Source organism: Flavobacterium sp. Leaf82, from assembly GCF_001422725.1.
In the GTDB taxonomy this organism is placed as follows: domain Bacteria; phylum Bacteroidota; class Bacteroidia; order Flavobacteriales; family Flavobacteriaceae; genus Flavobacterium.
The window spans coordinates 327,775-351,241 of record NZ_LMMA01000032.1; the positions used below are offsets into that span (position 1 = coordinate 327,775).

At 33.4% G+C, this 23,467-nt stretch carries 24 protein-coding genes; 7 read left to right on the plus strand and 17 right to left on the minus strand.

The genetic code is table 11. From position 1 onward, the window contains the following. Positions 1 to 3: 3 nt before the first annotated feature. The 6 genes from ASF10_RS15900 to rsfS all read right to left on the minus strand — a co-directional run bounded on the left by ASF10_RS15900 (position 4) and on the right by rsfS (position 4,837). Positions 4 to 273 (minus strand): acyl-CoA-binding protein, encoded by a 270-nt coding sequence (locus ASF10_RS15900; protein WP_056250960.1) that lies wholly within the window; start codon positions 271 to 273, stop codon positions 4 to 6. Beyond that, on the minus strand, positions 273 to 926 hold the full coding sequence (locus ASF10_RS15905; protein ID WP_056250963.1) for a phosphatidylserine decarboxylase family protein: 654 nt from the start codon (positions 924 to 926) through the stop codon (positions 273 to 275). The genes ASF10_RS15900 and ASF10_RS15905 overlap by 1 nt, the downstream gene beginning before the upstream one ends. Continuing rightward, a complete protein-coding gene (locus tag ASF10_RS15910) occupies positions 916 to 1,803 on the minus strand; it encodes a phosphatidate cytidylyltransferase (protein ID WP_056250966.1) in 888 nt (295 codons plus the stop codon). The genes ASF10_RS15905 and ASF10_RS15910 overlap by 11 nt, the downstream gene beginning before the upstream one ends. 1 nt (position 1,804) lies before the next feature. Then, positions 1,805 to 2,410 (minus strand): hypothetical protein, encoded by a 606-nt coding sequence (locus tag ASF10_RS15915; RefSeq protein ID WP_056250968.1) that lies wholly within the window; start codon positions 2,408 to 2,410, stop codon positions 1,805 to 1,807. Positions 2,411 to 2,524: 114 nt separating this feature from the next. Then, the gene (gene ftsH, locus ASF10_RS15920) at positions 2,525 to 4,450 is read right to left on the minus strand and encodes an ATP-dependent zinc metalloprotease FtsH (RefSeq protein WP_056250971.1); all 1,926 of its coding nucleotides are present in this window, start codon (positions 4,448 to 4,450) and stop codon (positions 2,525 to 2,527) included. 15 nt (positions 4,451 to 4,465) lie between these two features. Further along, positions 4,466 to 4,837, minus strand: a complete 372-nt coding sequence (rsfS, locus tag ASF10_RS15925; RefSeq protein ID WP_055098058.1) for a ribosome silencing factor — start codon at positions 4,835 to 4,837, stop codon at positions 4,466 to 4,468. Positions 4,838 to 4,930: 93 nt separating this feature from the next. Here rsfS and ASF10_RS15930 point away from each other — a divergent pair, with 93 nt between their 5' ends. After that, complete coding sequence (locus ASF10_RS15930; protein WP_056250973.1) at positions 4,931 to 5,668, plus strand: biotin--[acetyl-CoA-carboxylase] ligase; 738 nt, start codon at positions 4,931 to 4,933, stop codon at positions 5,666 to 5,668. A gap of 287 nt (positions 5,669 to 5,955) precedes the next feature. On the opposite strand, the gene ASF10_RS15935 is transcribed toward ASF10_RS15930, so the two are convergent. Further along, entirely contained in the window at positions 5,956 to 6,348 is a 393-nt protein-coding gene (locus tag ASF10_RS15935) for a hypothetical protein (RefSeq protein ID WP_056250976.1), read from the minus strand. Positions 6,349 to 6,457: 109 nt separating this feature from the next. Then, entirely contained in the window at positions 6,458 to 7,108 is a 651-nt protein-coding gene (gene pyrE / locus ASF10_RS15940; RefSeq protein WP_056250979.1) for an orotate phosphoribosyltransferase, read from the minus strand. A gap of 7 nt (positions 7,109 to 7,115) precedes the next feature. Here pyrE and ASF10_RS15945 point away from each other — a divergent pair, with 7 nt between their 5' ends. Together ASF10_RS15945 and ASF10_RS15950 are read left to right on the plus strand one after the other, a co-directional pair. After that, positions 7,116 to 7,718, plus strand: coding sequence for an NUDIX hydrolase (locus tag ASF10_RS15945; RefSeq protein ID WP_056250983.1), 603 nt, complete (start codon positions 7,116 to 7,118; stop codon positions 7,716 to 7,718). Between the two features lie 458 nt (positions 7,719 to 8,176). Continuing rightward, complete coding sequence (locus ASF10_RS15950) at positions 8,177 to 8,593, plus strand: helix-turn-helix domain-containing protein (protein WP_056250985.1); 417 nt, start codon at positions 8,177 to 8,179, stop codon at positions 8,591 to 8,593. Positions 8,594 to 9,940: 1,347 nt separating this feature from the next. Here the strand turns inward: ASF10_RS15950 and ASF10_RS15955 are convergent. Together ASF10_RS15955 and ASF10_RS15960 are read right to left on the minus strand one after the other, a co-directional pair. Then, positions 9,941 to 10,285, minus strand: a complete 345-nt coding sequence (locus tag ASF10_RS15955; RefSeq protein ID WP_056250989.1) for a cyclic-phosphate processing receiver domain-containing protein — start codon at positions 10,283 to 10,285, stop codon at positions 9,941 to 9,943. Between the two features lie 169 nt (positions 10,286 to 10,454). Next, on the minus strand, positions 10,455 to 12,182 hold the full coding sequence (locus ASF10_RS15960) for a M14 family metallopeptidase (protein ID WP_056250991.1): 1,728 nt from the start codon (positions 12,180 to 12,182) through the stop codon (positions 10,455 to 10,457). 275 nt (positions 12,183 to 12,457) lie between these two features. On the opposite strand from ASF10_RS15960, the gene ASF10_RS15965 reads away from it, so the two are divergent. After that, entirely contained in the window at positions 12,458 to 13,807 is a 1,350-nt protein-coding gene (locus ASF10_RS15965; RefSeq protein WP_056250994.1) for a DEAD/DEAH box helicase, read from the plus strand. A gap of 357 nt (positions 13,808 to 14,164) precedes the next feature. Next, the gene (locus tag ASF10_RS15970; protein ID WP_056250997.1) at positions 14,165 to 14,611 is read left to right on the plus strand and encodes a hypothetical protein; all 447 of its coding nucleotides are present in this window, start codon (positions 14,165 to 14,167) and stop codon (positions 14,609 to 14,611) included. Between the two features lie 181 nt (positions 14,612 to 14,792). Here the strand turns inward: ASF10_RS15970 and ASF10_RS15975 are convergent, their stop codons facing one another. The 4 genes from ASF10_RS15975 to ASF10_RS15990 all read right to left on the minus strand — a co-directional run bounded on the left by ASF10_RS15975 (position 14,793) and on the right by ASF10_RS15990 (position 17,923). Continuing rightward, positions 14,793 to 15,371: a PhnA domain-containing protein gene (locus ASF10_RS15975; RefSeq protein ID WP_056251000.1), complete on the minus strand. Its 579-nt coding sequence runs from the start codon at positions 15,369 to 15,371 to the stop codon at positions 14,793 to 14,795. Between the two features lie 210 nt (positions 15,372 to 15,581). Next, the gene (coaD, locus tag ASF10_RS15980) at positions 15,582 to 16,040 is read right to left on the minus strand and encodes a pantetheine-phosphate adenylyltransferase (RefSeq protein WP_055098044.1); all 459 of its coding nucleotides are present in this window, start codon (positions 16,038 to 16,040) and stop codon (positions 15,582 to 15,584) included. A 42-nt stretch (positions 16,041 to 16,082) separates the two neighbouring features. Next, a complete protein-coding gene (locus ASF10_RS15985) occupies positions 16,083 to 16,775 on the minus strand; it encodes a DUF421 domain-containing protein (protein WP_056251002.1) in 693 nt (230 codons plus the stop codon). A 176-nt stretch (positions 16,776 to 16,951) separates the two neighbouring features. Beyond that, the gene (locus ASF10_RS15990; protein WP_056251007.1) at positions 16,952 to 17,923 is read right to left on the minus strand and encodes a D-alanine--D-alanine ligase; all 972 of its coding nucleotides are present in this window, start codon (positions 17,921 to 17,923) and stop codon (positions 16,952 to 16,954) included. A gap of 414 nt (positions 17,924 to 18,337) precedes the next feature. Between ASF10_RS15990 and ASF10_RS15995 the strand changes: the two genes are divergently transcribed. Both ASF10_RS15995 and ASF10_RS16000 read left to right on the plus strand, forming a co-directional pair. Further along, entirely contained in the window at positions 18,338 to 18,961 is a 624-nt protein-coding gene (locus tag ASF10_RS15995; RefSeq protein ID WP_056251010.1) for a PASTA domain-containing protein, read from the plus strand. Beyond that, complete coding sequence (locus tag ASF10_RS16000) at positions 18,951 to 19,994, plus strand: RluA family pseudouridine synthase (protein WP_056251013.1); 1,044 nt, start codon at positions 18,951 to 18,953, stop codon at positions 19,992 to 19,994. Before ASF10_RS15995 ends, ASF10_RS16000 begins: the two co-directional genes overlap by 11 nt. A 623-nt stretch (positions 19,995 to 20,617) precedes the next feature. On the opposite strand, the gene ASF10_RS16010 is transcribed toward ASF10_RS16000, so the two are convergent. From ASF10_RS16010 to ASF10_RS16020, 3 genes are all read right to left on the minus strand, one after another. Continuing rightward, the gene (locus tag ASF10_RS16010) at positions 20,618 to 21,229 is read right to left on the minus strand and encodes a hypothetical protein (RefSeq protein WP_056251018.1); all 612 of its coding nucleotides are present in this window, start codon (positions 21,227 to 21,229) and stop codon (positions 20,618 to 20,620) included. An 8-nt stretch (positions 21,230 to 21,237) separates the two neighbouring features. Then, on the minus strand, positions 21,238 to 22,479 hold the full coding sequence (locus ASF10_RS16015; protein ID WP_056251020.1) for an ATP-binding cassette domain-containing protein: 1,242 nt from the start codon (positions 22,477 to 22,479) through the stop codon (positions 21,238 to 21,240). Between the two features lie 118 nt (positions 22,480 to 22,597). After that, positions 22,598 to 23,452, minus strand: coding sequence for a sulfurtransferase (locus ASF10_RS16020; protein WP_056251023.1), 855 nt, complete (start codon positions 23,450 to 23,452; stop codon positions 22,598 to 22,600). Positions 23,453 to 23,467 lie beyond the last annotated feature (15 nt).

The window sequence follows — 23,467 nt, forward strand, 5'->3', positions numbered from 1 at the left end:
TAGTTATTTAATTGTTAGTGAATTAATGATCTCAATATAATTTTCTTTAGCCTCATCGATCGATATATGACTAATTTGCATCCATGCGTTTGTTTTGAAAGCGTCTCTTAAATCAAAATTCTCAGATTGATTGTAGACTGCAGTCCCAAAAGTTGCCTGTTTGTAATAAGCATAAAGTCGCAGCTGCACATCTTGCGGCAGTGAGGCCTGAGTCATTTTTAAAGCAGTTTCTACAGCCTCAGAAAAACGAGTATCTAAATCTTTTTCGATCATTAAGCTTTTGTAGCAATAATGGTTTTTCCTCCAATTGCTTTTTGGTTTAATACCACATTAATAGGCGTACCTAAAGGTAAAAATAAATCTACTCTTGAACCAAATTTTATAAAACCTGCATCAGTACCTTGTACAACCTGCATACCTTCCTGAGCATAATTTACAATTCTGCGCGCTAAAGCTCCGGCAATTTGTCTGTATAATATTTGTCCAAAGGTTTCATTTTCGATTACTACCGTAGTTCTTTCGTTTTCTTCGCTTGCTTTTGGATGCCAGGCAACTAAAAATTTACCAGGGTGGTATTTACTGAATTTTATAATTCCGTCCATAGCATAACGCGTTACGTGAACATTTATTGGAGACATAAAGATAGAAACCTGTAAACGTTTATCTTTAAAATATTCGCCTTCATAAACTTCTTCAATAACCACAACTTTTCCGTCTACCGGAGCAAGAATATGATCGCTGTTTTTAATTGCAATTCTTTTAGGGTTTCTAAAAAACTGTAAAATAATAATCAAAACTATTATGCCGGCAATCTGAACAAGCATTCTTAGCCAGGTAATATCAATGAATTTGTCAGCAATTAAAAGTACAGCTACTGCAAATGCAGTACCTAATAAAATGGACGGGCCTCCTTCTTTATGAAACATAATATAAAATTTGATAAAATAAAAATATAATTGGTGCTACAAATATAACACTATCTAATCGATCTAATACGCCTCCGTGGCCAGGCATTATCGCGCCACTATCTTTTACGCCAGCAATTCTTTTAAACTTTGATTCGATCAAATCTCCTATAGTTCCAAAAATGCTTACTATTAAAGCAATTATAGTCCATATAAGGATTGATTTACTACTAAAGTCAGGATTAGGCTGAATGTAAAATTTCGAGATTAAAAAACCGGCAAAAGCAGCAAAAACTACTCCGCCAAGAAATCCTTCAATTGTTTTTTTAGGAGAAATGCGTTCAAATAATTTATGTTTTCCAATAGATTTTCCAACCAAATAGGCAAAAGTATCATTGGTCCAGATTAATACAAATAATCCAATGATAATTTTTGGGTTATAATCTTTGATACCAAAAGAAATTTTAATGATAAAAAGAAAAGGCAACATGATATAGCCAATCAGGTAAATGTATTTGGATATTCTGCTTATATTTTGAGTATCATCAAATAAAAAGACAATACACTTTATCGATACAATCAGGGTAATAATGAGTAATATGGTAAATAATCGATCTGTATCGATTGTAAATACGATATTCTCTTTTAAAAATTTATTGATGTAATTTTCAGTTTCGGTTCTGTAAAAACTAATTAAGGATACAGCCGAATAAAAAAGGGTAACGAATAAAATAGAAAAGACTTTGTTGATACCTACCAAGTTAGAAAACTCGTAAGTTGCAATCACTAAAAAAACGCCAAAAAGAATGATAAAGCTTTCTGTAGAAAACAAAATTGAAGTTAATAGTAAAGCGATATAAACAGCACCAGAAATGGTTCTCTTAAGTGTTTCATTCATCTTAAAGATCTTCTAGGAGCAATAAATACAAGTTTTTTGCAACACTTCCGTATTGAGTAAAATCTTCTTCTTTTGCTTTTTCGAAATATTTTATGGTGGTAATATTAGTAGGGTAGTCCCTTTCGTATTTTCTTTTGATAGCACTCAGTCCATCACTTTTAATCAATTGCAGCTGACTTGTCGTAGCAATAATTACAATATTTGCAGGTAATTCGTTTGGTTTGTCTTGCCTGATTTGTTTTGATGAAAATAAAATAGAACCTTCATCAGCAATTAAATTTTCGCAGGTTGCCAGTAAAAATTTAGGATTTCTAGGAGAAATATAAGTTAGTTTATTCTCTTCTAATAAACTAAACAAAGCTGGTTCATAACATAAAACTTCATTTTCGAACCAGTCATTTTCTTCTAAGATGTTTTCAAATTGCTCTGCAACTTCTTGCTTGTTTTCACAATACAAAAATTTACCGCCATTTTTTTTGAAATTGAAAATGAATCTTTCATCTATAGATAAATGACTGTCAGGAGAGTGATTTCCTCCATATTCGCTTTCAGTTTCTTCATCAGAAGAGGTATCGCTTGAACCAAATATTTTTTTGAAAAAATTCATTTTTATATGAAATACTTTACATGTTAGTTGAAAACGTTCAAAGATAAAAAAATCTTAATTCAAAAGGCTATTTTGAATTAAGATTTTAAAAAATATTACATATTTATTGAATATTTATGAAACCACTTCTTCTAAATTTTTATCAAAAGTTCGTTTTCCGAAAATAGTTTCTAAGTCATCTTTAAAAATAACTTCTTTTTCAATTAATATGTCAGCTAATTGATTTAGCTTGTCTTTGTTTTCTTCTAAAATTTGAATTGCTCTTTGGTATTGACCTTCAATTAATTCTGAAATTTCTTTGTCAATTACTTTTGCAGTTTCGTCAGAATAAGGTTTAGAGAAATTGTATTCGCTTTGTCCTGTAGAATCGTAATAAGTAACATTTCCAATTTTTTCATTCAAACCGTAAATTGTTACCATAGCGCGAGCCTGACGTGTAACTTTTTCTAAATCGCTTAATGCACCAGTCGAAATTCTGTCAAAAGTTACTTTTTCAGCAGCTCTTCCGCCCATAGTAGCACACATTTCGTCTAACATTTGATCAGTTCTTACGATTTGTCTCTCTTCAGGTAAGTACCATGCAGCTCCTAAACTTTGTCCACGAGGTACGATAGTTACTTTAATAAGTGGTGCAGCGTGCTCTAACATCCAGCTTACAGTTGCGTGACCAGCTTCGTGAATTGCGATTGCTCTTTTTTCTTCTGGAGTAATTATTTTGTTTTTCTTTTCAAGACCACCAATTATTCTGTCAACAGCATCTAAGAAATCTTGTCTGTCAACTGCAGTTTTGTTGTTACGCGCAGCAATTAAAGCAGCCTCGTTACAAACATTTGCAATATCTGCACCAGAGAAACCCGGAGTTTGTTTTGCTAAGAAATCAAGGTCAAGACCTTCAACTTTTTTAATAGGTGCTAAGTGTACTGCAAATATTTCAGCTCTTTCGCGAATGTCCGGTAAGTCAACAAAAATTTGTCTGTCGAAACGACCGGCACGCATTAAAGCTTTATCAAGAACATCAGCTCTGTTAGTTGCAGCCAGAACAATTACGTTAGAGTTTGTACCAAAACCATCCATTTCTGTTAGTAATTGGTTCAATGTGTTTTCTCTTTCGTCATTTCCGCCTGACATATTGCTTTTTCCTCTTGCTCTACCAACAGCATCGATTTCGTCGATGAAAATGATAGCAGGAGATTTTTCTTTAGCTTGTTTAAATAAGTCACGAACACGTGAAGCACCAACTCCTACGAACATTTCTACGAAATCAGAACCTGATAATGAGAAGAAAGGAACCTGAGCTTCTCCTGCAACTGCTTTTGCCAATAAGGTTTTACCAGTTCCCGGAGGTCCTACAAGTAGGGCTCCTTTAGGTATTTTACCTCCTAAATTGGTGTATTTTTCAGGATTTTTAAGGAATTCTACAATTTCTTGTATTTCTTCTTTTGCACCTTCTAAACCAGCAACATCTTTAAATGTAGTTTTAATATCGGTTTTCTCATCAAACAATTTAGCTTTCGATTTTCCAATGTTAAAGATTTGTCCGCCACCGCCACCAGCGCCACCTGACATTTTACGCATAATGAAAATCCAAACACCAATAATAATGATGATAGGAAGTAAACTGATTAGAATATCGCTCCAGTTGTTTTTCTGCAAAAAATTAAAATCTTTCAGTTTGCCTTCGCCAACTGCTTTTTCTAATTTAGTTTGAAAAATTTGGTCGTTACCAATTTCTAAAGTATAATGAGGACCTTTGTTAGGTCTGTCAAAAATATCTTTAGCCACTTTTTTGTTTGCTGCATCTTTAAGCGAAGCAGCATTTAAATATACCTCAGCTTCAGCTTTATTGTAAACAATAACTTTTTCAATCTGACCTTTTTCTAATAAAACATTAAATTTAGAAGAGGTTAATTGAGCTGGTTCGCTTAAGTTAGATCCTCCGGTTGCAAAACTTATAAATAAAAAAACTAGAAGTATTGCGGTGTATATTAACCAAGGACTTATTTTAAATTTACTCGGATTTGGATTATTATCTTTAGCCATTAGAGAAAGTTTCTTTTAGTATTTGTTTTCGATTGTAGTTATTTTGGCGTCACCCCAAAGGCTCTCGATATTATAGTATTCACGAATGTGTTTCTGGAAAACGTGTACAACAATGTGCACATAATCCATAAGAACCCATTCTGCATTATCGGTTCCTTCTACGTGCCACGGTTTGTCTTTTAAGTCTTTAGATACTGTTTTTTGAATTGAGTTAACAATGGCGTTAACTTGGGTGTTTGAATTTCCGTTGCAAATGACAAAATAGTCACAAACTGCCGTGTCTATATCTCTTAAGTCAAGAATATCGATATCATTTCCTTTTACTTCTTCAATCCCTTTGATTATGTTCGCCAATAGAACATCATTGTTAATAGTCTTTTTCGCCATGAATTATTTTATATGATTTTGTAAAGTTACCAAATTTTGTGATTATTTTTGAACCTTAACAAAATATTAAATTAAGTTAATTAAATTCCTTTAATGAAACTAATCAAACTCGATGCCATAGATTCTACAAATGATTTCCTTAAATCGTTAGCAAGCAAGGATGAACTCGATAATTTTACCGTAGTAACTGCTGAAAATCAGACAAAAGGAAAGGGGCAAAGAGGATCTGAATGGCAATCTGAATCAGGTAAAAACTTAATTATGAGTGTCTTGGTAAGAGAATTTCTCTATAGTAATGATCAGGTCTTTAATATGAGTGTTGTAGTTTCTTTAAGTGTAATCGATGCTCTAAAAACGTTAAATATTCCTAATTTATCTATAAAATGGCCTAACGACATTATGTCATACAACAAAAAAATTGGTGGCATACTTATCGAAAACACCATCAAAAGTGATGGCAGGATTGTGTCAGTTGCCGGAATTGGCTTAAATGTTAATCAGACAAATTTTGATCATTTACCCAATGCCTCTTCTTTGGCAGTGATTTGTAAATCTGAATTTGATAAAAATAAACTACCGGATTTAATAGTCGAAAAAATACAAGAAAAAATACAGTTCTGGAACACGAATTTGGCTGATTTATGGTCAGAGTATTTTAATTCACTATTCAGAAAAGGAGTTCCTATGCCTTTTAAACATCTTGATGCCAATAATTCGGGAAATTTCATGGGAATCATTCAAGGTGTTTCTCCTGTTGGTAAAATACAAATTTTGCTAGAAGATGATTCGGTTTCAGAATTTGAAATTAAAGAAGTTCAGATGCTTTATTGAAAAAGGTTCATTCAAAGGTTCAAAGGGCGAAAGTGACAAAGGTTCAAAGGTTTTCCTTTACTTTTATTTAAAGTCAAATAACGCCTACGTTTGTCATTTCGAGCGAAGGGAGAAATCACACTCGTAGTTCAACAAAGATTGGTGATTACTATTGTCGAGTTTCTTGCGAAGATTTCTCATTCTTCGAAATGACAATTGTTACGTTTAAAAAAAATGTCTATTCATAAAAAAGCCTGATTGTAAAATCAGGCTTTTAAATTTTATGTAATTTGAGAATTAATAATTAATTAAAGCTTCGTCATATTAGTTGCCAGAGTTTCGATAAACTTGCTAATTGGTCCTTTGATCATCATAGCCATCATAGCGTTGAATTCTCCATCAAAATGAAGTTGTACAGCACTTTCAGTATCTGAAACACTTTCGATATTCGAAACCAAAGTAAACGGAAGTTTATCACTTGCAGCTCCCAAAACGATTTTGTTTGGCGCTACTTTTTCTTTCATTTTAAGTTTTATTTCCGGCATACCTTTTAATCCAAAAATAAAAGCATCTTCACCAGTTACTTCAAATTTAGCAATATTATCCGGCATTAATTTTTCAAAATTCTTAACATCAGTCAATAAATCAAATAAATCTTGAGATGATTTCTGAACAGTAACTTTTGGACTTTCTAAGTTCATATTTTAATTTTTTTACTAATTGTTTTTTTTAAGATGAAGCGTAGCAATAATTTCAAATTCTAAATCTAATTTCTTTCTTCTATCATCTTGCATCTAAAGAACCTAAAATCTATTCTTCCTCTTTCCCCCAAGTAGATGGACTTTCGTTCCATTCCAGCAAAGTCGATTGTTGCTCTTCGGTAATATATTGTTTCTGAACCGCTAAGTCTAATAAATTTTCGTAATTACTTAACGTATACAAATCGATATTAGCATTTTTAAAGTTCTCTTCGGCAACATTAAAACCGTATGTAAAAATCGCAGCCATACCTTTTATGTTCGCGCCTTCGTTACGTAAAGCTTCCACAGCCATCAAACTACTGTTTCCTGTGCTGATTAAATCTTCTACAACAACAACATTTTGTCCTTTTTGTAAAAAACCTTCAACTTGATTTTGTCTTCCGTGTTTTTTTGCTTCCGGACGCACATAAACGAACGGTAATCCAAGGCTTTCAGCAACCAGAATACCTATTCCAATAGCTCCAGTGGCAACACCGGCAATAACATCTGGTTTCCCAAATTGTTTTTCAATATTCTTCGCAAACTCATCACGAACATAGTTTCGGATGATCGGAAATGAAAGAATTAACCTATTATCGCAATAAATAGGAGATTTCCAACCAGAAGCCCATGTAAAAGGATTTTCGGGATTCAATTTAATTGCATTTATTTGCAAAAGCAATTCGGCTGTTTTTTCGGCAGTATCTTTATTAAAAATCATAGTACAAATGTATAAAGTTTTTGTGAACGACAAACCACTTTTTTTGACAAATGAGATCTCGAAAGAGACTGATTTTCAATTATTCTTGTTAGAGAGTATTGATATCGAGCATCTTATCGTTAAAATGTTTCAAAATAAAATTCAAAAGGCTTATTTGTATCATCCTGACGAAAAGGAAATTATGAAAACCCTAAAGGCCAAAATCCCAGTAAATAAAGCTGGTGGAGGTCTTGTGTACAATAAAAAAGGCGAAGTTTTATTTATTTTCAGAAACGGAAAATGGGACTTACCAAAGGGCGGAATAGAAAAAGGCGAAGAAATTGAAGACACCGCAATGCGCGAAGTCGAAGAAGAAACCGGCGTAGGTAAGCTCAGAATCACCAATAAACTCGAAAAAACCTATCACGTTTTTAAACGCAACGGAAAATACAAACTAAAAGTCACACATTGGTTCGAAATGCAATCAGACTTTGAAGGAACTCCACAAGGTCAAATCGAGGAAGGCATCGAAAAAGTAGCCTGGCTAAATCCCGAAGAAATCAAAGAAGCCCTAAAAAACTCTTACGAAAACATTAAATTATTGTTTGAAGAAGAGAATACGGTTTCTTAAGTTGAAGCAAGAAGCAAGATTATAGAAGCAAGATTATAGAAGCAAGATTATAGAAGAAAGATTATAGAAGAAACAATCTATATGAATTTTAGTTTTATAAACTTAATTTGGGCGTGCCACCAATTAAAAAAAGACCTAATCAACTTTGCGTTCATTAGGTCTTTTTTTAATTGCTGTCGGGCTATACGCGCTACTTTGGTAGCTAGCTTCTATCCCTCACGCAAAGCTACACTTTGAGTAGAAAATTTGTTTAAAATTTCACGTTTCAGGTTTTTTTGCTAGAAGTCAGGCGTTTTATAATTTCTTATTTTGACGATTTCATGTCTCAAAAATCGTACTTTTGTTTAGTACAATAAGTAATACGTTGTTAGTATACAAATCATTTTGATTGTATCGTACCCAGCAAAATTTGTTTTTTATATATTGCTTGTTATTACTCTTAATATTATCTTTGAATTATGAGCACACTTACAAAATCAAATCATATAGGGCGAAAAATTAGCCGAATTCGAGAACTTCGTGACATGAAACAAGAAGCATTGGCACAAGCTTTAGGAACTAGCCAACAAACTATATCTGCTCTTGAAAATAGCGAAACCATCGATGACGACAGACTTGCAGAAGTTGCAAAAGCTTTGGGAGTAAGTGTTGAAGCACTGAAAAATTTTTCAGACGAAGCTGCAATTAATTATTTTAATAATTTCTATGATAATAGTGGAAGTAATGGTGCGTTTTCTCATGGACCACTATTCACTTTTAATCCATTAGATAAATTAATGGAAACTATAGAAGAAAACAAAAGACTGTACGAACGTTTAGTTCAGGCAGAAAAAGACAAAGTTGAGTTTTTACAAAATATATTGAAGGATAAATAGTTTTTATTCTTTCTGTGAAAAAAAGCCCAATAAAAATTTAAATTTTTATTGGGCTTTTTTATGCTATTTAGTTTACTGTTATTATTTAAAACTATGTTTTCTTCATCGTATTTAAAATAAGTATGACATTTTTTTGCTCTGAAAGAGCTTTAGCAATAGCATGGTGCAAAGCACTATGATAAAATTACGATTATTGTTTAGCCCTGTAAGGGCGAAAGTTTCATCTCGAACAAAACGTTTCTAAAAATTTAATATCATTTTTAAGAAAATTATAATTCTATTGTAGATCGATATTGTTTGTTTGCTTTTGCCCTTTCAGGGCGTTTTTTTGTACTTAATTTAGTTCGTAGCGCGTTGCACTACGCTATTGATTTTAGGCTTTCAGCCTATTTTTAAAGGATTGTAATCCTGTAGTTTTTAATATCTTGATTAAAAAGTAAACAAACTAGCTCTTTGAAGTGTTCACTTTACTTTTGCTCTGAAAGAGCTTTAGCAATAGCATGGTGCATAGCACTATGATAAAATTACGATTATTGTTTAGCCCTGTTAGGGCGAAAGTTTCATCTCGAATAAAGTGTTTCTAAATATTTTAATATCATTAAAAAAAATATAATTCTATTGTAGATTGATATTGTTTGTTTGCTTTTGCCTTTTCAGGGCGTTATTCGCACTTAATTTAGTTCGTAGCGCGTTGCACTACGCTATTGATTTTAGGCTTTCAGCCTATTTTTAAAAAGAATTGAAATTTCTATAATTTTAATACCCAGCTCTACGAAATTTTGACTTTGCTGACTGCTGTGCGAAGTCTCCTGACTTCGTACCCGCTCCAATAATCTACAAAGAGAAGCAAAAAAAATCATAATGGAATATAGGAACGTGTACGAAGTCAGGAGACTTCGCACAGCAATTGCGAACGTTTCGTGGAGCGGGTTTTTAATTTGCTTGGCCAACTTTGATAAAGTTTATCGAAAGAATTTTTTAAGAATCTTTGAGCAGTATAAGTATTCTACAATTTTGAAACAAAAAAACATTCCAGAGGAATGTCTGCTCGGTAGAATCAAATTCGAATTATGGTTATACGTTCCGTAGGAACGTTTGATTAATGGCGACAGATGTATTATTTTCGAACAGCAGGTGTCCCTACAGGACACGCACTTCAGAACAATATTATTTTTTTTCTACCGATGAGATATTCCTACGGAATATTAAACATGGTTATTGATGTACACTTTCGTGGATTTGTAACATAGCTTGGCTAAATATTCACAATTGATTTTGTACAGCAGTCAACGGATCTTAGAAATATGCATGTAGAAGAACAGTTTTAAAATATTAGATGATGTTTCCTTACTTATTTAGACTCTTCAAATATTTAATATAATTATCAAGCAGGCCTTGAATTTGCTGACTGGCAACAGGATTCGCTGAATGAACATTGAATATTAAATTTTCTAAATCAAGTCCAGATTCATAAACGAGCCATTTTGCTGCCGCATAACCGTCTTCTGCAATGATATCATTTTCGTCTAAACCCAAATCATTATCAAAACTGATAAATTCAGGAAGTCCATTTTCTAGAATTACCTTCTTGAAATCTTGAAAATTTCTAACTACTACAAAATGATCATTGGTGAGTTTTTTGTAAACCATATTTACATCTCGAATGTCGTCAAGAAAAAGCTTGTATGTCATTATTTGTTATTTTAAAAGATATTATTCAAACTTAATTCATCTTTATCAAAGCTCAAAACTTTAATAAAGATGCTTATATGCAAAGCTTTGCGACCTCAGCGTTTTTTCAACACAATCAAAATCAAAAACCTTGCGCTCTTTGCGGTAAAAAAAACGTTACGATTAAAATCTACAAAACACGATAAACGGGATATTGCAAATGCGCCTTTTCATAATGCACAGAATTTTTGTAAATCCAGTTTAATTGTGCTTCAGCATTTTTAGCAAATTCGCGATCGTTTTGTTTTTTAGTTTCTAATTCGGCTTTTAGGGCTGGATTTTCTTTTAGAAGTTTTGCAGCCGTATCTTCAAAAATATATTCTGAATAATGTTCTTTTTGTTGTAAAATAGGATCAAAGAAATTCCAGTTAAAGAACGAATCAACACCTTCTGGCTCAAAAGCTTCTACGAGATATTTTACGCCTTTTTGGCTTGTCGAAACTACGTAGTCACCTTTGGCGAAAGCCATTTTTACAACTTTAGAATTTATCGTTGTATTGTAATGCAAATAATGACCTTCGTAAGCATTTTGTACGGTTTTAAAATCAGCAATTTTATAGCTTTCGACTGCTATAATTGTATCGTTTTTTAGCTGAGAATAACTAATATTGTTATTCTTCAATAAATCAATAATATTCCAGTAACCACGCGGAATGATATAAGCAGACGGAATAACAACATCTTTTACTGATTTGAATTCCTTGATATACGGAACATCTTTTTTATATGGCTTGTTTCGGTCATAATACAAGCGATTTCCTGTTGTAGCGTCGCTTTTTTTGTAACTCGCTTCATATCCTAAAAACGAAAATGTAGTTGCTTTTGTACTGTCTAATTCCCATTTTAAAGTGTATGGTTTTTTAGGCTGATATTGCTCTAAGTTTTTCACTCGAAGCGCTTTGATTTTTTGATAATTAGCGTCTGTAAAATCCAAAGTCGATTTGGTGTATTCGTAAGTCATTTTTACACGTTCGGCATATTTTTTCAGCATATGAGTTTCCACCACAAAACCTATCGTATTAAACAACGAAGTATAACCAGTCGTATACCGCGGACTATCTACAAACTGACCAAAACCTTTGTCTGGAGTATCTTTAAATGAATCTACATAAGGCGTCGTTTCAATCTTTTTTTGTTGTAAATCTTTTACTAATGCCGGCATCATTTCGTTATTCAGGAAATCACCCAAAACGGTTCCCAGTTTATTATGCTGAGTCATAATATAAGTCAGTTTGTATTGATAATCAGATCCGTTGCTTACGTGATTGTCAATAAAAACATCAGCATTTATTTTCTGAAAAATGGCAACAAAACTCTTAGTATTTCGAGTGTCAGATTTCATTAAATCACGATTCAAATCATAGTTTCTGGCGTTTCCTCTAAAACCGTAAATTTCCGGTCCGTCCTGATTCGCTCTAGTAGTCGAATTTCGATTTAAAGCCCCGCCAATATTATAAACCGGAATCGTTACCAAAACAGTATTTTTAGGTGCTTTTAGTTTACCAATTGCCAAATCTCTGTAAAGTTGCATTGTAGCGTCGATTCCGTCAGGTTCTCCGGCATGGATTCCGTTATTGATAAAAAGAACTGCTTTGTTTTTCTGAATTTTTTCAAAATCAAATTCCTTGTCGGGATTGTAAACAATCATGTGCAAAGGTTCTCCGGAATCTGTTAAGCCCATTTCTTTGATCTGAATCGTTGGGAAATCATTCGCTAAAAGTTTAAAATAAGCAATAGTTTCAGCATACGAAGCCGATTGATTTCCGTTTCCTTTCTCAAAATAAGTATCGTATTTTTTATTGTTTTGTCCTAAGATTGTTAACGAAAAGAGTAGAAGTGGCAGAATGAAAAATCTCATGTTTTGGGTTTTAAATAGAGAATCAAATATAGAAATTTTGTTTCAGGTTTCAGGTTGAAGTGCGATCATAGTTTGTATGGATTTTTACCGCAAAGAACGCAAAGTTCACAAAGCTTTGCGAACTTTGCTTTTGTCAACATAATCTAAACACAATCAATTGTAAAAAACTTTGCACTCTTTGCAGTAAAATCTCAAAGTTGCTCTATTCGCATTTCAACCTGAAACCTGAAACAAAGAAAACCTGAAACAATCAGTATTTTGACTACTTTTGCAAAATGAATAAAAATCACCATTCCAACAACATACTTTTGAATTTAGGAATCGAAAGCCTAAACGAAATGCAGGAAGTTGCTCAAGACGCAATTTTAAACGATAACAATGTATTGCTACTTTCGCCTACAGGATCAGGAAAAACATTAGCTTTTTTACTGCCTGTTTTAGAATTATTGCAACCGGAAATCCTTTCGGTTCAATGTTTAATATTAGTGCCTTCGCGCGAATTAGGTTTGCAGATTGAGCAGGTTTGGAAAAAAATGGGAACGCAATACAAAGTAAATATTTGTTACGGCGGACACTCGATAGATACTGAAATTAAGAATCTTAGCAATCCTCCGGCAGTTTTAATAGGAACTCCTGGAAGAATCGCAGATCATATTGACAGAGATACTTTTCGTACAGATAAAATCCAGACTTTAATTCTGGATGAATTTGATAAATCATTGCAATTGGGTTTTCATGAGCAAATGTCTTATATCATTGGTAAATTGACGAAGCTGAACAAACGCGTATTGGTTTCGGCAACTTCAGATATTGAAATTCCAAGATATACAAGAGTCGTAAATCCTACAGTTTTAGATTTTATTCCGGAGCAAGAGGAGAAAACGAATCTTTCTATGAAAATGATTGTTTCACCTTCTAAAGACAAATTAGGAAGTTTATTCAACTTGATTTGCTCTCTAAAATCACAATCGGCTATTATATTCTGTAATCATCGTGATGCGGCAGAGCGTATTAGTGATACTTTAAACGAAAAAGGAATTTACGCTACGTATTATCATGGCGGAATGGATCAGGATGAACGTGAACGTGCTTTGATTCAGTTTAGAAACGGAAGTATGAGTTACTTAATCACGACAGATTTAGCGGCTCGTGGATTGGATATTCCGGAAATGAAACACGTAATTCATTATCATTTACCTCTAAAAGAAGACGAATTCACACATCGTAATGGTCGTACAGCGCGTATGCAAGCTTCTGGAACGGCGTATATTATTATTCATGAAAGTGAAAAACAATTAGATTATATTGATTACGGAATGGAAGTCTTAAAAGTTGAGAACGCTACAACTTTACCAAAACCGCCAGAATTTCAAACTATTTATATTAGTGGCGGAAAGAAAACAAAACTAAATAAAATTGATATTGTTGGTTTCTTTTCTCAAAAAGGAAAACTGGAAAAAGGCGATTTAGGCTTGATCGAGGTAAAAGATTTTATTTCGTTTGCTGCTGTAAAATTCAATAAGGTAAAAGACTTGCTTCATAATATTAAAGATGAGAAAATGAAAGGCAAGAAATTTAAGATTGAAGTTGCCCGTAAAGTGGTAAAAAAGGAAGAGGAGAAATAATATTTTTTTAAATTTTATTTAGGTTTAGAATAACCTTTTAATTTTTTTGTCGCAAATCTTTGTCATTAATGCACTTTTATATAGTTTAAAAGCGAGTATTGTGGTGAAAAAATCAGGATTTTATGACGTTTTAGAGCCTTTAAATTTATGGTTTTACATTATTTTGATTATAAGTTTTACAGGTTGAATTAAGTTTTAATTTATTGAAATTCAATAAATTAATTACAGGTTGTTATAGTCGTAAAACGGTTTTAAAATAACTTCTTAATCTATTGTTAATAAATTAACGGCTAAGACTTTAATTTATCATATTTTCTGCGTTTCTTGTGCCCGTAAATAATAAACCCCAAATTAATTATGAAAAGAATTATTACGATTGCTATTTTGATGTTTAGTTTTGTGTCTTTTGCACAAATCAAAGTTCTTGAAACCGTTCCAGTTGAAAGATTAGGAAAAGTAAATAACAACTATATTCAAAAAATAGGAGATGAGTATACTGTTTATTATACTAGTATTCAAAATGATGACGAATCTTCAAGCTTAAGAAAATTTACATTTAAAAATGTAAATAATGATTATAATAGCCTTTACAGCATTATTGTAAACGGTTTTACTGCAAGCCCTTTATATGATATTAAATTAGAATTACCTAATAACTATATTTGGTTGCATTACACAGGAAGTGTACTTCCTGAGAAAGCTACAGTTCAGTTTATGGTTTCCTCTAAAGAAGCTTCTTCTGCTACAAGCAGTGTTTCTGAGCCATTTGTAAAAGATCAGATCAATAAATTATTTCAAAAATAATTTTTAGTTTCAGGTTTCAGGTTTAATTTGTTTCAAGTTATATCTTTGTCATGAAACATTAAATAATATTAAAAAAGGCTATACAATTTTGAATAGCCTTTTTTTTAGTTTACAGTTTTTTGTCTCAGTTTTTAGTTTGTTGCGACAACTGCGACTGAAAACTGAATACTGTGACTGATATTTATATTTTCTTCACGTATTGTGTGATAATTACAATTTGCTGACCATCGACTTTTCCTTCGATATATTCGGCATTTTCGTGATCTAAACGAATATTACGAACAGCAGTTCCTTGTTTGGCAACCATGCTTGATCCTTTTACTTTAAGATCTTTAATTAAAACCACAGAATCTCCGTGGTCTAAAATTACTCCATTACTATCACGGTGAATGATTTTGTTTTCGTCATCTTCGCCTTCGCCTGTTGCTTGTGCCCATGCGAGTGTATCTTCGTCTAAATACATCATGTCAAGTAATTCCTGAGGCCATCCAGAAGCACGCAAACGGCTTAACATTCTCCAGGCAACAACTTGTACGGCAACATTTTCATTCCACATACTGTCATTAAGACATCTCCAGTGATTTAAATCTACATTATCCGGGTTTTCAATTTGGTCAATACACGTATTACACGCTAAAATACTTTCGTCAAGTCCGCCTTTTTGAGTTGGCAATACCTGATATACTTTTAGGTTTTCTTCGGCTCCACAAAGTTCACATTTAGATCCGCTACGTTTGTTTAATTCTCTTTCGATGCTCATTATTTGGTGTTTATTTTAAAATGCGAAATTACTTATAATTTGATTGGCTTGCAAGTTTATGTTTTGGCGTGGTTTTGCACCACGGATTTTGCTGGTTGAAACGGATTTTTGTCATTGCGAGGGACGAAGCAATCTCATTTGCTGGATTCTAACCAGAACGAAATTAGTAGTGTGTTTGCTTCGTTCCTCGCAATGACTTTGTGTGGGTTGTTATTTCTTCACTCGAACCGCATCCGGAACCAGCATTTCGTATTCGCCGCCATGACGCAATACATCACGAACTATACTCGAACTAATAAATGAGGTACTTGCTGCTGTTAATAGAAATACGGTTTCTATTTTAGATAGTTTTCTGTTAGTGTGAGCAATGGCTTTTTCGAATTCGAAATCGGCAGGATTGCGCAAACCTCTTAAAATGAAATTGGCCTTTAATTTTTTTGCCAAATCAATTGTCAATCCTTCGTAAGTAATAACAGAAATTTTAGGTTCGTCTTTGAAAGTTTCTTCTATAAAACGTTTTCTTTCTTCGAGTGAAAACATATACTTTTTTTCGGCATTGACACCAATAGCGATTACAATTTCATCAAATAAAGGAATTCCTCTTTTAATGATATCCTCGTGTCCTAATGTAATTGGGTCAAATGATCCCGGAAATATGGCTTTTCTCATTTTTTTTCTTTTAAGATTCAAAAGCTTTTTTTGAATTGATTTTTAAGTAATCCTTTTTGTGTTTATTGCCGGAACCCATTCGTCTTTTTTGCAGACTTCGCATTTTGCAGTTCCCGATTTTTGTTCTTCGGTATGGCCACAAAAAGTACAGGCATGTATGCCGTCATTTTCAATAATTTTGCTTTTTTTATTAAATGCTGCTGGCAAAATTGGTAATCCGTATTTTATTTCGTGATCTTCATAAAAGAACACGCTTATTTCTCCGCTTGTTTCTATAAAAGCATGTTTTACCTGACCAAGATGTTCTATAGATTTTATACGAAGCTCAGAGAAAAACTCATCTTGCGCGAGGCTTTCTTTTTTGAAAGTCGCAATAGAAAATTTACCATTATTGATCAAACATTCGGTTTTGCCTTCGATAAATTCTTCAAATTTTTTGCTTTTTCCGGTAAGCCAGGTTACAGAACGGTATAAAATAATAATTACCGTAAAAACGATTGCAGCCGGAACAATACCCACATCTTCATAAAACATTGGGTCTCCTGCGGCGGATCCTAATGCAATTATAATTACGGTTTCGAAAATCGATAATTGTTTTACACCTCGTTTTCCTGCTAACTTTAAGGTGAGCAGTAAAATGATGAACATAACTGTAGAACGAAATATTACTTCCAGAGCAAAGTTTGCGGGAAGGTTATTGTAAAAAAGTCTATTCCATTCGAATATTTCTTTCATTTTTTTTAAGGTGTTAAGGTGCTGAGAGATTAACGTGCTAAGTTTGGTCGGTTAAGGATCATTTGTGGTTTGCTCACTTTGCGGGACTTCGACTTCGCTCAGTCTGACAATACTTTGTGGTTAAAAAAAAGGTTCTGAGATCTTAGTAACTTAGTATCTCAGAACCTTAGTATCTTTTAAGAAAGCGCTAACTCAATCGCATTGGTGAATAAATCTTCAAGAGAAATTCCGGCAGCTTTTGCTTGTTGCGGGATTAAACTTTCGGTTGTTAAACCCGGAATTGTGTTCATCTCCAGCATATATGGTTCGTTGTCTACAATGATGAATTCGCTTCTTGAGAATCCTTTCATTTTTAAGACTTCGTAAGCACGTTTGGCAGTTTCTCCTACTTTTTGTGTTAGCTCATCTGAGATTCTTGCTGGCGTAATTTCTTGTGATTTCCCTTCGTATTTGGCTTCGTAATCAAAGAAATCATTGTCTGAAACAATTTCGGTGATGGGTAAAACCTTAATTTCGCCTTGGTAATTTATTACTCCAACAGAAACTTCGGTTCCGTCAAGGAAACTTTCGATGATGATTTCGTTATCTTCTTTGTAAGCTACTTCGATAGCAATTGGTAATTCGGCTTCTGATTTTACTTTTGAAATTCCGAAACTAGAACCTGCTTTGTTTGGTTTTACGAAACATGGCAGACCAACTTTTTTAACGATTTCGGCTGTATTTATAACATCACCTTTATTTAGGTAATAAGAGATTGCTGTTTTGATTCCGTATGGTTTTAAAACCGATAATAAATCACGTTTATTAAAAGTTAATGCAGCTTGGTAATAATCGCAAGACGATTGCGGAATCCCTAATAATTCGAAATAAGCCTGCATTAATCCGTCTTCGCCCGGAGTTCCGTGAATGGCATTGAAAACACAGTCGAAAGTAATTTTTTGATCGTTTACGGTTACTGAGAAATCGTTTCTGTCAATTGAAAACTCAGCGTTATTTTCGTCTACATAAACCCACTTTTCTTTAAAAATATGAATACGGAATCCGTTGTATTTTGTTTTGTCAAGATATTGGTAAACAACGTTTCCGCTGATAAGCGAAATTTTGTATTCGCTTGAATATCCGCCCATGATAATGGCTATGTTTTTCATTCTGTATTTTTGTTTAAAGTTTTATTTTGTTTCAGGTTTCAGGATTTTTGCCCTGAATTCCACGAAGTTTTATTACTTGTTTTTTATTCGTTTTGTTTGTCAGACTGAGCGGAGTCGAAGTTACTTATGCTGAATCACTTTGCGGGACTTCGACTCCGCTCAGTCTGACAAAATTGTGAAGAGAGTTTTAAAATATCTTCATGAAACCTAAATCTCTAGCCCTGATGGAAGCGGCATCCTTTTTCTTGCTTCTTTAGCAAGGAAAAGATAAAGCGTACAGCAGGAAATAGCTCCTGAAAATTATCCTCCGACTTCACTCAGGATGACAATCATGCGACTTTCTTGTTTAAAACAAAATTATCATTTTTTTTGAAACGAAATAGCTTTATCTTTGCCACAACTAAAAATAAATTTATGAGTTTACGTAAGTATTTAACGAGCCGTGTGTTTTTTGTACAAATACTAATCGCGGTTGCTATCATTGCGGTTTTAGGTTATTTGTTTATGCATTGGCTAACTTTTACAACTGATCATGGACACGAAATTGCGGTTCCTAATTTGACAAAATTGACTGAAGAGCAGGTTGAATCAAAATTAGATGAACTGGACTTGGATTATGTGCTTTTGGATAGTGTTGATTACCGAAGTGAGTTTCCTAAATACAGTGTTGTTGAGCAAGATCCGTTGCCGGGAACCATGGTAAAAGTGGGAAGAAAAATATATATTAAAATTAATGCATCAGGATTTTCATCTGTTAAAATTCCTGATTTAATTGAGAAAACATATCGCGAAGCGGTTCCAACTTTGAAGGCTTTAGGGCTTGAGCAGGGAACGATTACTTATATCCCGAATCTTGGAAAAGATATGGTTCTGGAGATGCGATATAAAGGTAGAAACTTAAAAGTAGGAGACCGTGTGCTTAAAGCGTCTAAAATCGACTTGGTTTTAGGAGACGGAAAAGCAAGTTATGTAGATGAAAGTCAGGCGACAGACAGTTTAGCTGCGCCAACTACTGAAACCCCAAAAGATGAACAATAATAATGAAAATTTAGATCTGGAAGACGAATTATTCGAGCATTTTAGATTTGAAGTCCCTAAAGGTCAAGCGTTTTTGCGTATTGACAAGTATTTAATGAATTTGATTCAGAATGCGACGCGTAACAAGATTCAGAACGCAGCAACTGAAGGAAATATTTTTGTAAATGATATTCCGGTTAAGTCAAATTATAAAGTAAAACCGCTTGATGTTGTGACGGTTATGTTAACGCATCCGCCATTTGAAAACCATATTCTTCCGGAAGATCTTCCGTTGAATATTGTTTATGAAGATGATGCTTTATTGCTGATTAACAAAGAGCCGGGAATGGTGGTACATCCGGGTCACGGAAATTACACCGGAACTCTGGTAAATGCTTTGGCACATCATTTTGATAATTTGCCAATGAACAGCAGCGAACGTCCGGGATTGGTTCATAGAATTGATAAGGATACGTCAGGACTTTTGGTTGTGGCTAAGACCGAAGCTGCAATGACGCATTTGGCGAAACAATTTGAAGCTAAAACTTCTGAGCGTGAGTATATTGCCCTTGTTTGGGGAAATGTTGCCGAAGAAGAAGGAACTATCGAAGGAAATCTTGCGAGACATTTAAAAGATAGAATGCAAATGGCGGTTTTTGCAGATCCTGAAATTGGGAAACCTGCCATTACACATTATAAAGTATTGGAACGTTTTGGTTATGTAACCCTGATTTCTTGTAGATTAGAAACGGGAAGAACGCACCAGATTCGTGCGCATATGAAACATATTGGACATCCGCTTTTTAATGACGAACGTTATGGTGGTCATTTGATTTTAAAGGGAACTACTTTTACAAAATACAAGCAGTTTATTGATAATTGTTTTAAAGCGTTGCCACGTCAGGCTTTGCATGCTAAGACACTTGGTTTTGTGCATCCAACAACAGGCGAAATGATGCGCTTTGATACGGAATTACCTCAGGATTTTCAGGATTGTATCGAGAAATGGCGCAATTATGGAAAGACGCATAATATGGAAGATGAAGAGAACTAATTAGATAATTTGTCAATTAGAAAATTAGATAATTTCTTAATAATAAAAAAAGCTCCTTTTTTGAGCTTTTTTTATTATATATCTAATCAATTATGACTTTTCTATTTAGAAATAGTGAAATTTTATGCGCAATCTCGATGGCTTCTTTCTCGCCTAATCTTTTTTTGATTATATAATCGTGAGAAGAACCAGGAAAAATTTTTAAATAAATAATCCATCCGCTCTCAAATTTATTGATGCTATTATAAATGTTTACAGATTGTAATTTGTTTAGATTGCAATGAAACTTATCATTAATAAACAAATTTTCTTCTTGAATGTTGAATTTGTGATATTTGTTTTTTGTCCACTCGTAGTATTTATTAAATGTTAGATATAATAGAAGAAGGATTAAAATTATTAATGAACCCCAAATATTTTGTATTACACCAGATCTTATTTTTAAAGCTATTAATGTTAAAATAGATAGTGAAAATACTATTGATAGAATTGTGGAGGTCTTATTAAAATTAAAAGAAATAATGATTTCGTTATTTACCATTTTCTTAATAATATATTTTTCCATCGTCAAATATATGTACTAATTTAATAGATTGTATATAGATCAAAAGAGTGTTTTTCTACTAAATACTTTTTATTATTAAATCTATGATTTTTACTTCGCCGTTTGTTAGAAAACCTAATTTACCTTTTTCATTTAATTTACTTTTTTCAATAGAACATTCTAAGAAGTTTTCGTTGTCAACAGAGAAGAATAATTGATTATTTGAAACCCTGATTTTTACGGCATACCATTTATTGTTTTCGAGTTTCATTGGTTTTTTAAACAAAGTTGGACCGCCTCGTTTGCCATATTCGTCGCTGTTTTTATTATAAACTCCTCTGCCTATCACAATATTCTGGTCGATTTGGTACAGATAAGTTCTGATGTAATTCTCTTTGTCGATATTTAACATTACTTCAAAAAGAGATTCTTTGGTCATGTTTACTTTAAAATCGATCTCATAATTTTCAGGCAGTTGTTTTTTAGATTCTATAACGCCCCAATGCATTGGACCTCCAATTCCTTTTAAGGTATCTTTTTCCAGAAACCATTCTTTGGGATTTGATTTCCATTCTGATTTTAAAGAACCGCTTTCACTTATTTTGTATTGATGTTTTGCTGTCGAAATTGTTCCGCAACATGAAGTGATTACTATTGAAAAGGCTGATAATACGATATGTTTAATTCTCATTTGTTTTTTTAGTTTAACTCTGAGTGGTATTTAATTTTACCAATAGATCCTGCAGGATTTGGTAAAAGTTCAAAAACCGAAGTAGGAGCGAGGCCAGTTTCTATACGATGCGAAACATATAAAATACTAACATTTGTTTCTTGTTTAATGGTATTGATAAGCTGAATGACCAAATCGACATTTTCGTCGTCTAATCCTTCTACTGGTTCGTCTAAAATTAATAATGGCGGATGTTTTAAAACGGCACGAACAATTAAGGCAACTCTTTGCTGACCGATAGAAAGATCGATAAAACGTTTTTTTCGTAAGTCACTCATTTCAATTACTTCGAGCCATTGTGTAACAATTTGTTTTTGATGCGTTGTTGGCTCAATATAAAGTCCGATTGAGTCGAAAAAACCGGAAAGGATCATTTCTTCTAAAGTATGTCCTTTCTGAAATAAATCAGTCATCGAAGTAGTAAAGATTCCGATTTGTTTTTTGATGTCCCAAACACTTTCTCCAGTTCCTTTTTTTCTTCCGAATAAATGTAAATTTTGTCCGAAACCTTTTGGATTATCTCCTGTTATCAAAGATAAAATGGTGCTTTTTCCGGAGCCGTTTGGACCAATTAACTGCCAGAATTCACCTTGCTTTATTGTCCAGGAAATATTGTCTACAATTTTGCGATCATCATAACTCACAGATACATTTTCCATTTTTATTAATACACTTTCGTGAAAGGAATGTGGCTCAATAGCTTTTGGAATTGCTGCTGTATTTAACGTTTTAAAATGATTGATGTTTTTAGGAATTGGATGCAGTTCAAACGTATTGTCTTTAATCTGTGCTTTGTTTGGAACAAAAGCTAAAACATCGACTATGCGATTTACGATTTGAATAATAGCGATTTCATCCGTTAAATCTTTTAATGATTCGGCTAAAATTACGCGTGAAGCCTGATCTAAGTGATCAAACGGATTATCGAAAATGATAAAATCCGGTCTTTGATTGATACAGTATTTCAGAAACTCTTTCTTGCGTTCTCCTGATGAAAAAGTTCTGAGTTGTCTGTGTGATTCCGGAGATGCTTCTACAGTATCGTATTGATATTCTTTTTCGATAAATTTTTCAATCGCAATGTCTGAAAACAAAATGCCTTTTTGATTGTTAAAAACGGCTAATTCTCCTTTGGCCTGGCTGGAAAGTAAAGTATCTATAAAAGCTTTTTTATTTACGTGATTTGATAATAGGATATCCCAATGTTGCATTTTTAAAATATTATTTATGTAGACAAAGATTAATAATTTTTTTGCCACAGATTAAAAAGATTAGAATGATTAATCCTTTTAATCTTTTTAATCTGTGGCAAATAGAAAGTTTTTTAATTTATTTGTTTTCTTTTGTTGCCAATTCGCGATCATTTCTAGACCATTCGCTCCAGGAACCTACATAAAGTTTAGGAATTGGTAGCCCGGCATAATCCATTGCTAATAAAGTATGACACGCCGTAACGCCTGAACCACAATGCACGATTATATTTTCAGGACTTTTATTTCCTGTAATTTCAACATATTTCTCTGCTAAAACTTCGGCTGGTTTATAGAATCCATCGTCGTCTAAATTTTCGCTAAACGGAACATTTATAGCACCGGGAATATGCCCTGCAATTAAATCCATCGGTTCTGTAAGACCATCAAACCTATTTTTATCTCTTACATCAATTACAACATTTTGAGTATTATTTCGGGCTTTTTCGACCTCATCAATATCGGCTGTAGCCAATTTCCATTTTGAAACCGGGTATTTTTCAGTTGCTGTAAAATGTTCGATCTTTGTGCTTACAGGATAACCAGTTTTTATGGCTGCTTGTAAACCTCCGTTTAATACCTGAACTTTTTCATGACCAATTGCACGCAACATCCACCAAAATCTCGCTGCAGCATTCGATCCGTTTTTATCATCGTAAATTACAACTTGACTCGATGGTGAAATTCCAATTTTAGCGAGCAATTCAGCAAATTTTTCTAAAGAAGGCAAAGGATGTCTTCCTCCGTTTGCGGGATTTTCAACTGTTGCCAAATCGCGATTCAAATCGACGTAACGCGCACCTTTTAGATGTTCGTTTTTGTAATTTTCTTCAGCATTAATTCCTGCTCTGGCATCGACGATTATAATAGTACGAGAATCTTTTAAGTTTAAAAGTTCTTCAGCATTTATAATGGGAGATAATTTGTTTGACATCTTAATTCTTTTTTA

Coding starts and splice junctions, on each gene's coding strand:
- ASF10_RS15975 (WP_056251000.1), bottom strand. CDS start 15,371: ATGAGCATCGAAAGAGAATTAAACAAACGTAGCGGATCTAAATGTGAA.
- ASF10_RS15955 (WP_056250989.1), bottom strand. CDS start 10,285: ATGACATACAAGCTTTTTCTTGACGACATTCGAGATGTAAATATGGTT.
- ftsH (WP_056250971.1), bottom strand. CDS start 4,450: ATGGCTAAAGATAATAATCCAAATCCGAGTAAATTTAAAATAAGTCCT.
- ASF10_RS15915 (WP_056250968.1), bottom strand. CDS start 2,410: ATGAATTTTTTCAAAAAAATATTTGGTTCAAGCGATACCTCTTCTGAT.
- ASF10_RS15985 (WP_056251002.1), bottom strand. CDS start 16,775: ATGAAAGAAATATTCGAATGGAATAGACTTTTTTACAATAACCTTCCC.
- ASF10_RS15965 (WP_056250994.1), top strand. CDS start 12,458: ATGAATAAAAATCACCATTCCAACAACATACTTTTGAATTTAGGAATC.
- ASF10_RS15910 (WP_056250966.1), bottom strand. CDS start 1,803: ATGAATGAAACACTTAAGAGAACCATTTCTGGTGCTGTTTATATCGCT.
- ASF10_RS16020 (WP_056251023.1), bottom strand. CDS start 23,452: ATGTCAAACAAATTATCTCCCATTATAAATGCTGAAGAACTTTTAAAC.
- ASF10_RS15945 (WP_056250983.1), top strand. CDS start 7,116: ATGTATAAAGTTTTTGTGAACGACAAACCACTTTTTTTGACAAATGAG.
- coaD (WP_055098044.1), bottom strand. CDS start 16,040: ATGAGAAAAGCCATATTTCCGGGATCATTTGACCCAATTACATTAGGA.
- rsfS (WP_055098058.1), bottom strand. CDS start 4,837: ATGGCGAAAAAGACTATTAACAATGATGTTCTATTGGCGAACATAATC.
- ASF10_RS16010 (WP_056251018.1), bottom strand. CDS start 21,229: ATGAGAATTAAACATATCGTATTATCAGCCTTTTCAATAGTAATCACT.
- ASF10_RS15970 (WP_056250997.1), top strand. CDS start 14,165: ATGAAAAGAATTATTACGATTGCTATTTTGATGTTTAGTTTTGTGTCT.
- ASF10_RS15990 (WP_056251007.1), bottom strand. CDS start 17,923: ATGAAAAACATAGCCATTATCATGGGCGGATATTCAAGCGAATACAAA.
- ASF10_RS15950 (WP_056250985.1), top strand. CDS start 8,177: ATGAGCACACTTACAAAATCAAATCATATAGGGCGAAAAATTAGCCGA.
- ASF10_RS16015 (WP_056251020.1), bottom strand. CDS start 22,479: ATGCAACATTGGGATATCCTATTATCAAATCACGTAAATAAAAAAGCT.
- ASF10_RS16000 (WP_056251013.1), top strand. CDS start 18,951: ATGAACAATAATAATGAAAATTTAGATCTGGAAGACGAATTATTCGAG.
- pyrE (WP_056250979.1), bottom strand. CDS start 7,108: ATGATTTTTAATAAAGATACTGCCGAAAAAACAGCCGAATTGCTTTTG.
- ASF10_RS15935 (WP_056250976.1), bottom strand. CDS start 6,348: ATGAACTTAGAAAGTCCAAAAGTTACTGTTCAGAAATCATCTCAAGAT.
- ASF10_RS15930 (WP_056250973.1), top strand. CDS start 4,931: ATGAAACTAATCAAACTCGATGCCATAGATTCTACAAATGATTTCCTT.
- ASF10_RS15905 (WP_056250963.1), bottom strand. CDS start 926: ATGTTTCATAAAGAAGGAGGCCCGTCCATTTTATTAGGTACTGCATTT.
- ASF10_RS15960 (WP_056250991.1), bottom strand. CDS start 12,182: ATGAGATTTTTCATTCTGCCACTTCTACTCTTTTCGTTAACAATCTTA.
- ASF10_RS15995 (WP_056251010.1), top strand. CDS start 18,338: ATGAGTTTACGTAAGTATTTAACGAGCCGTGTGTTTTTTGTACAAATA.
- ASF10_RS15900 (WP_056250960.1), bottom strand. CDS start 273: ATGATCGAAAAAGATTTAGATACTCGTTTTTCTGAGGCTGTAGAAACT.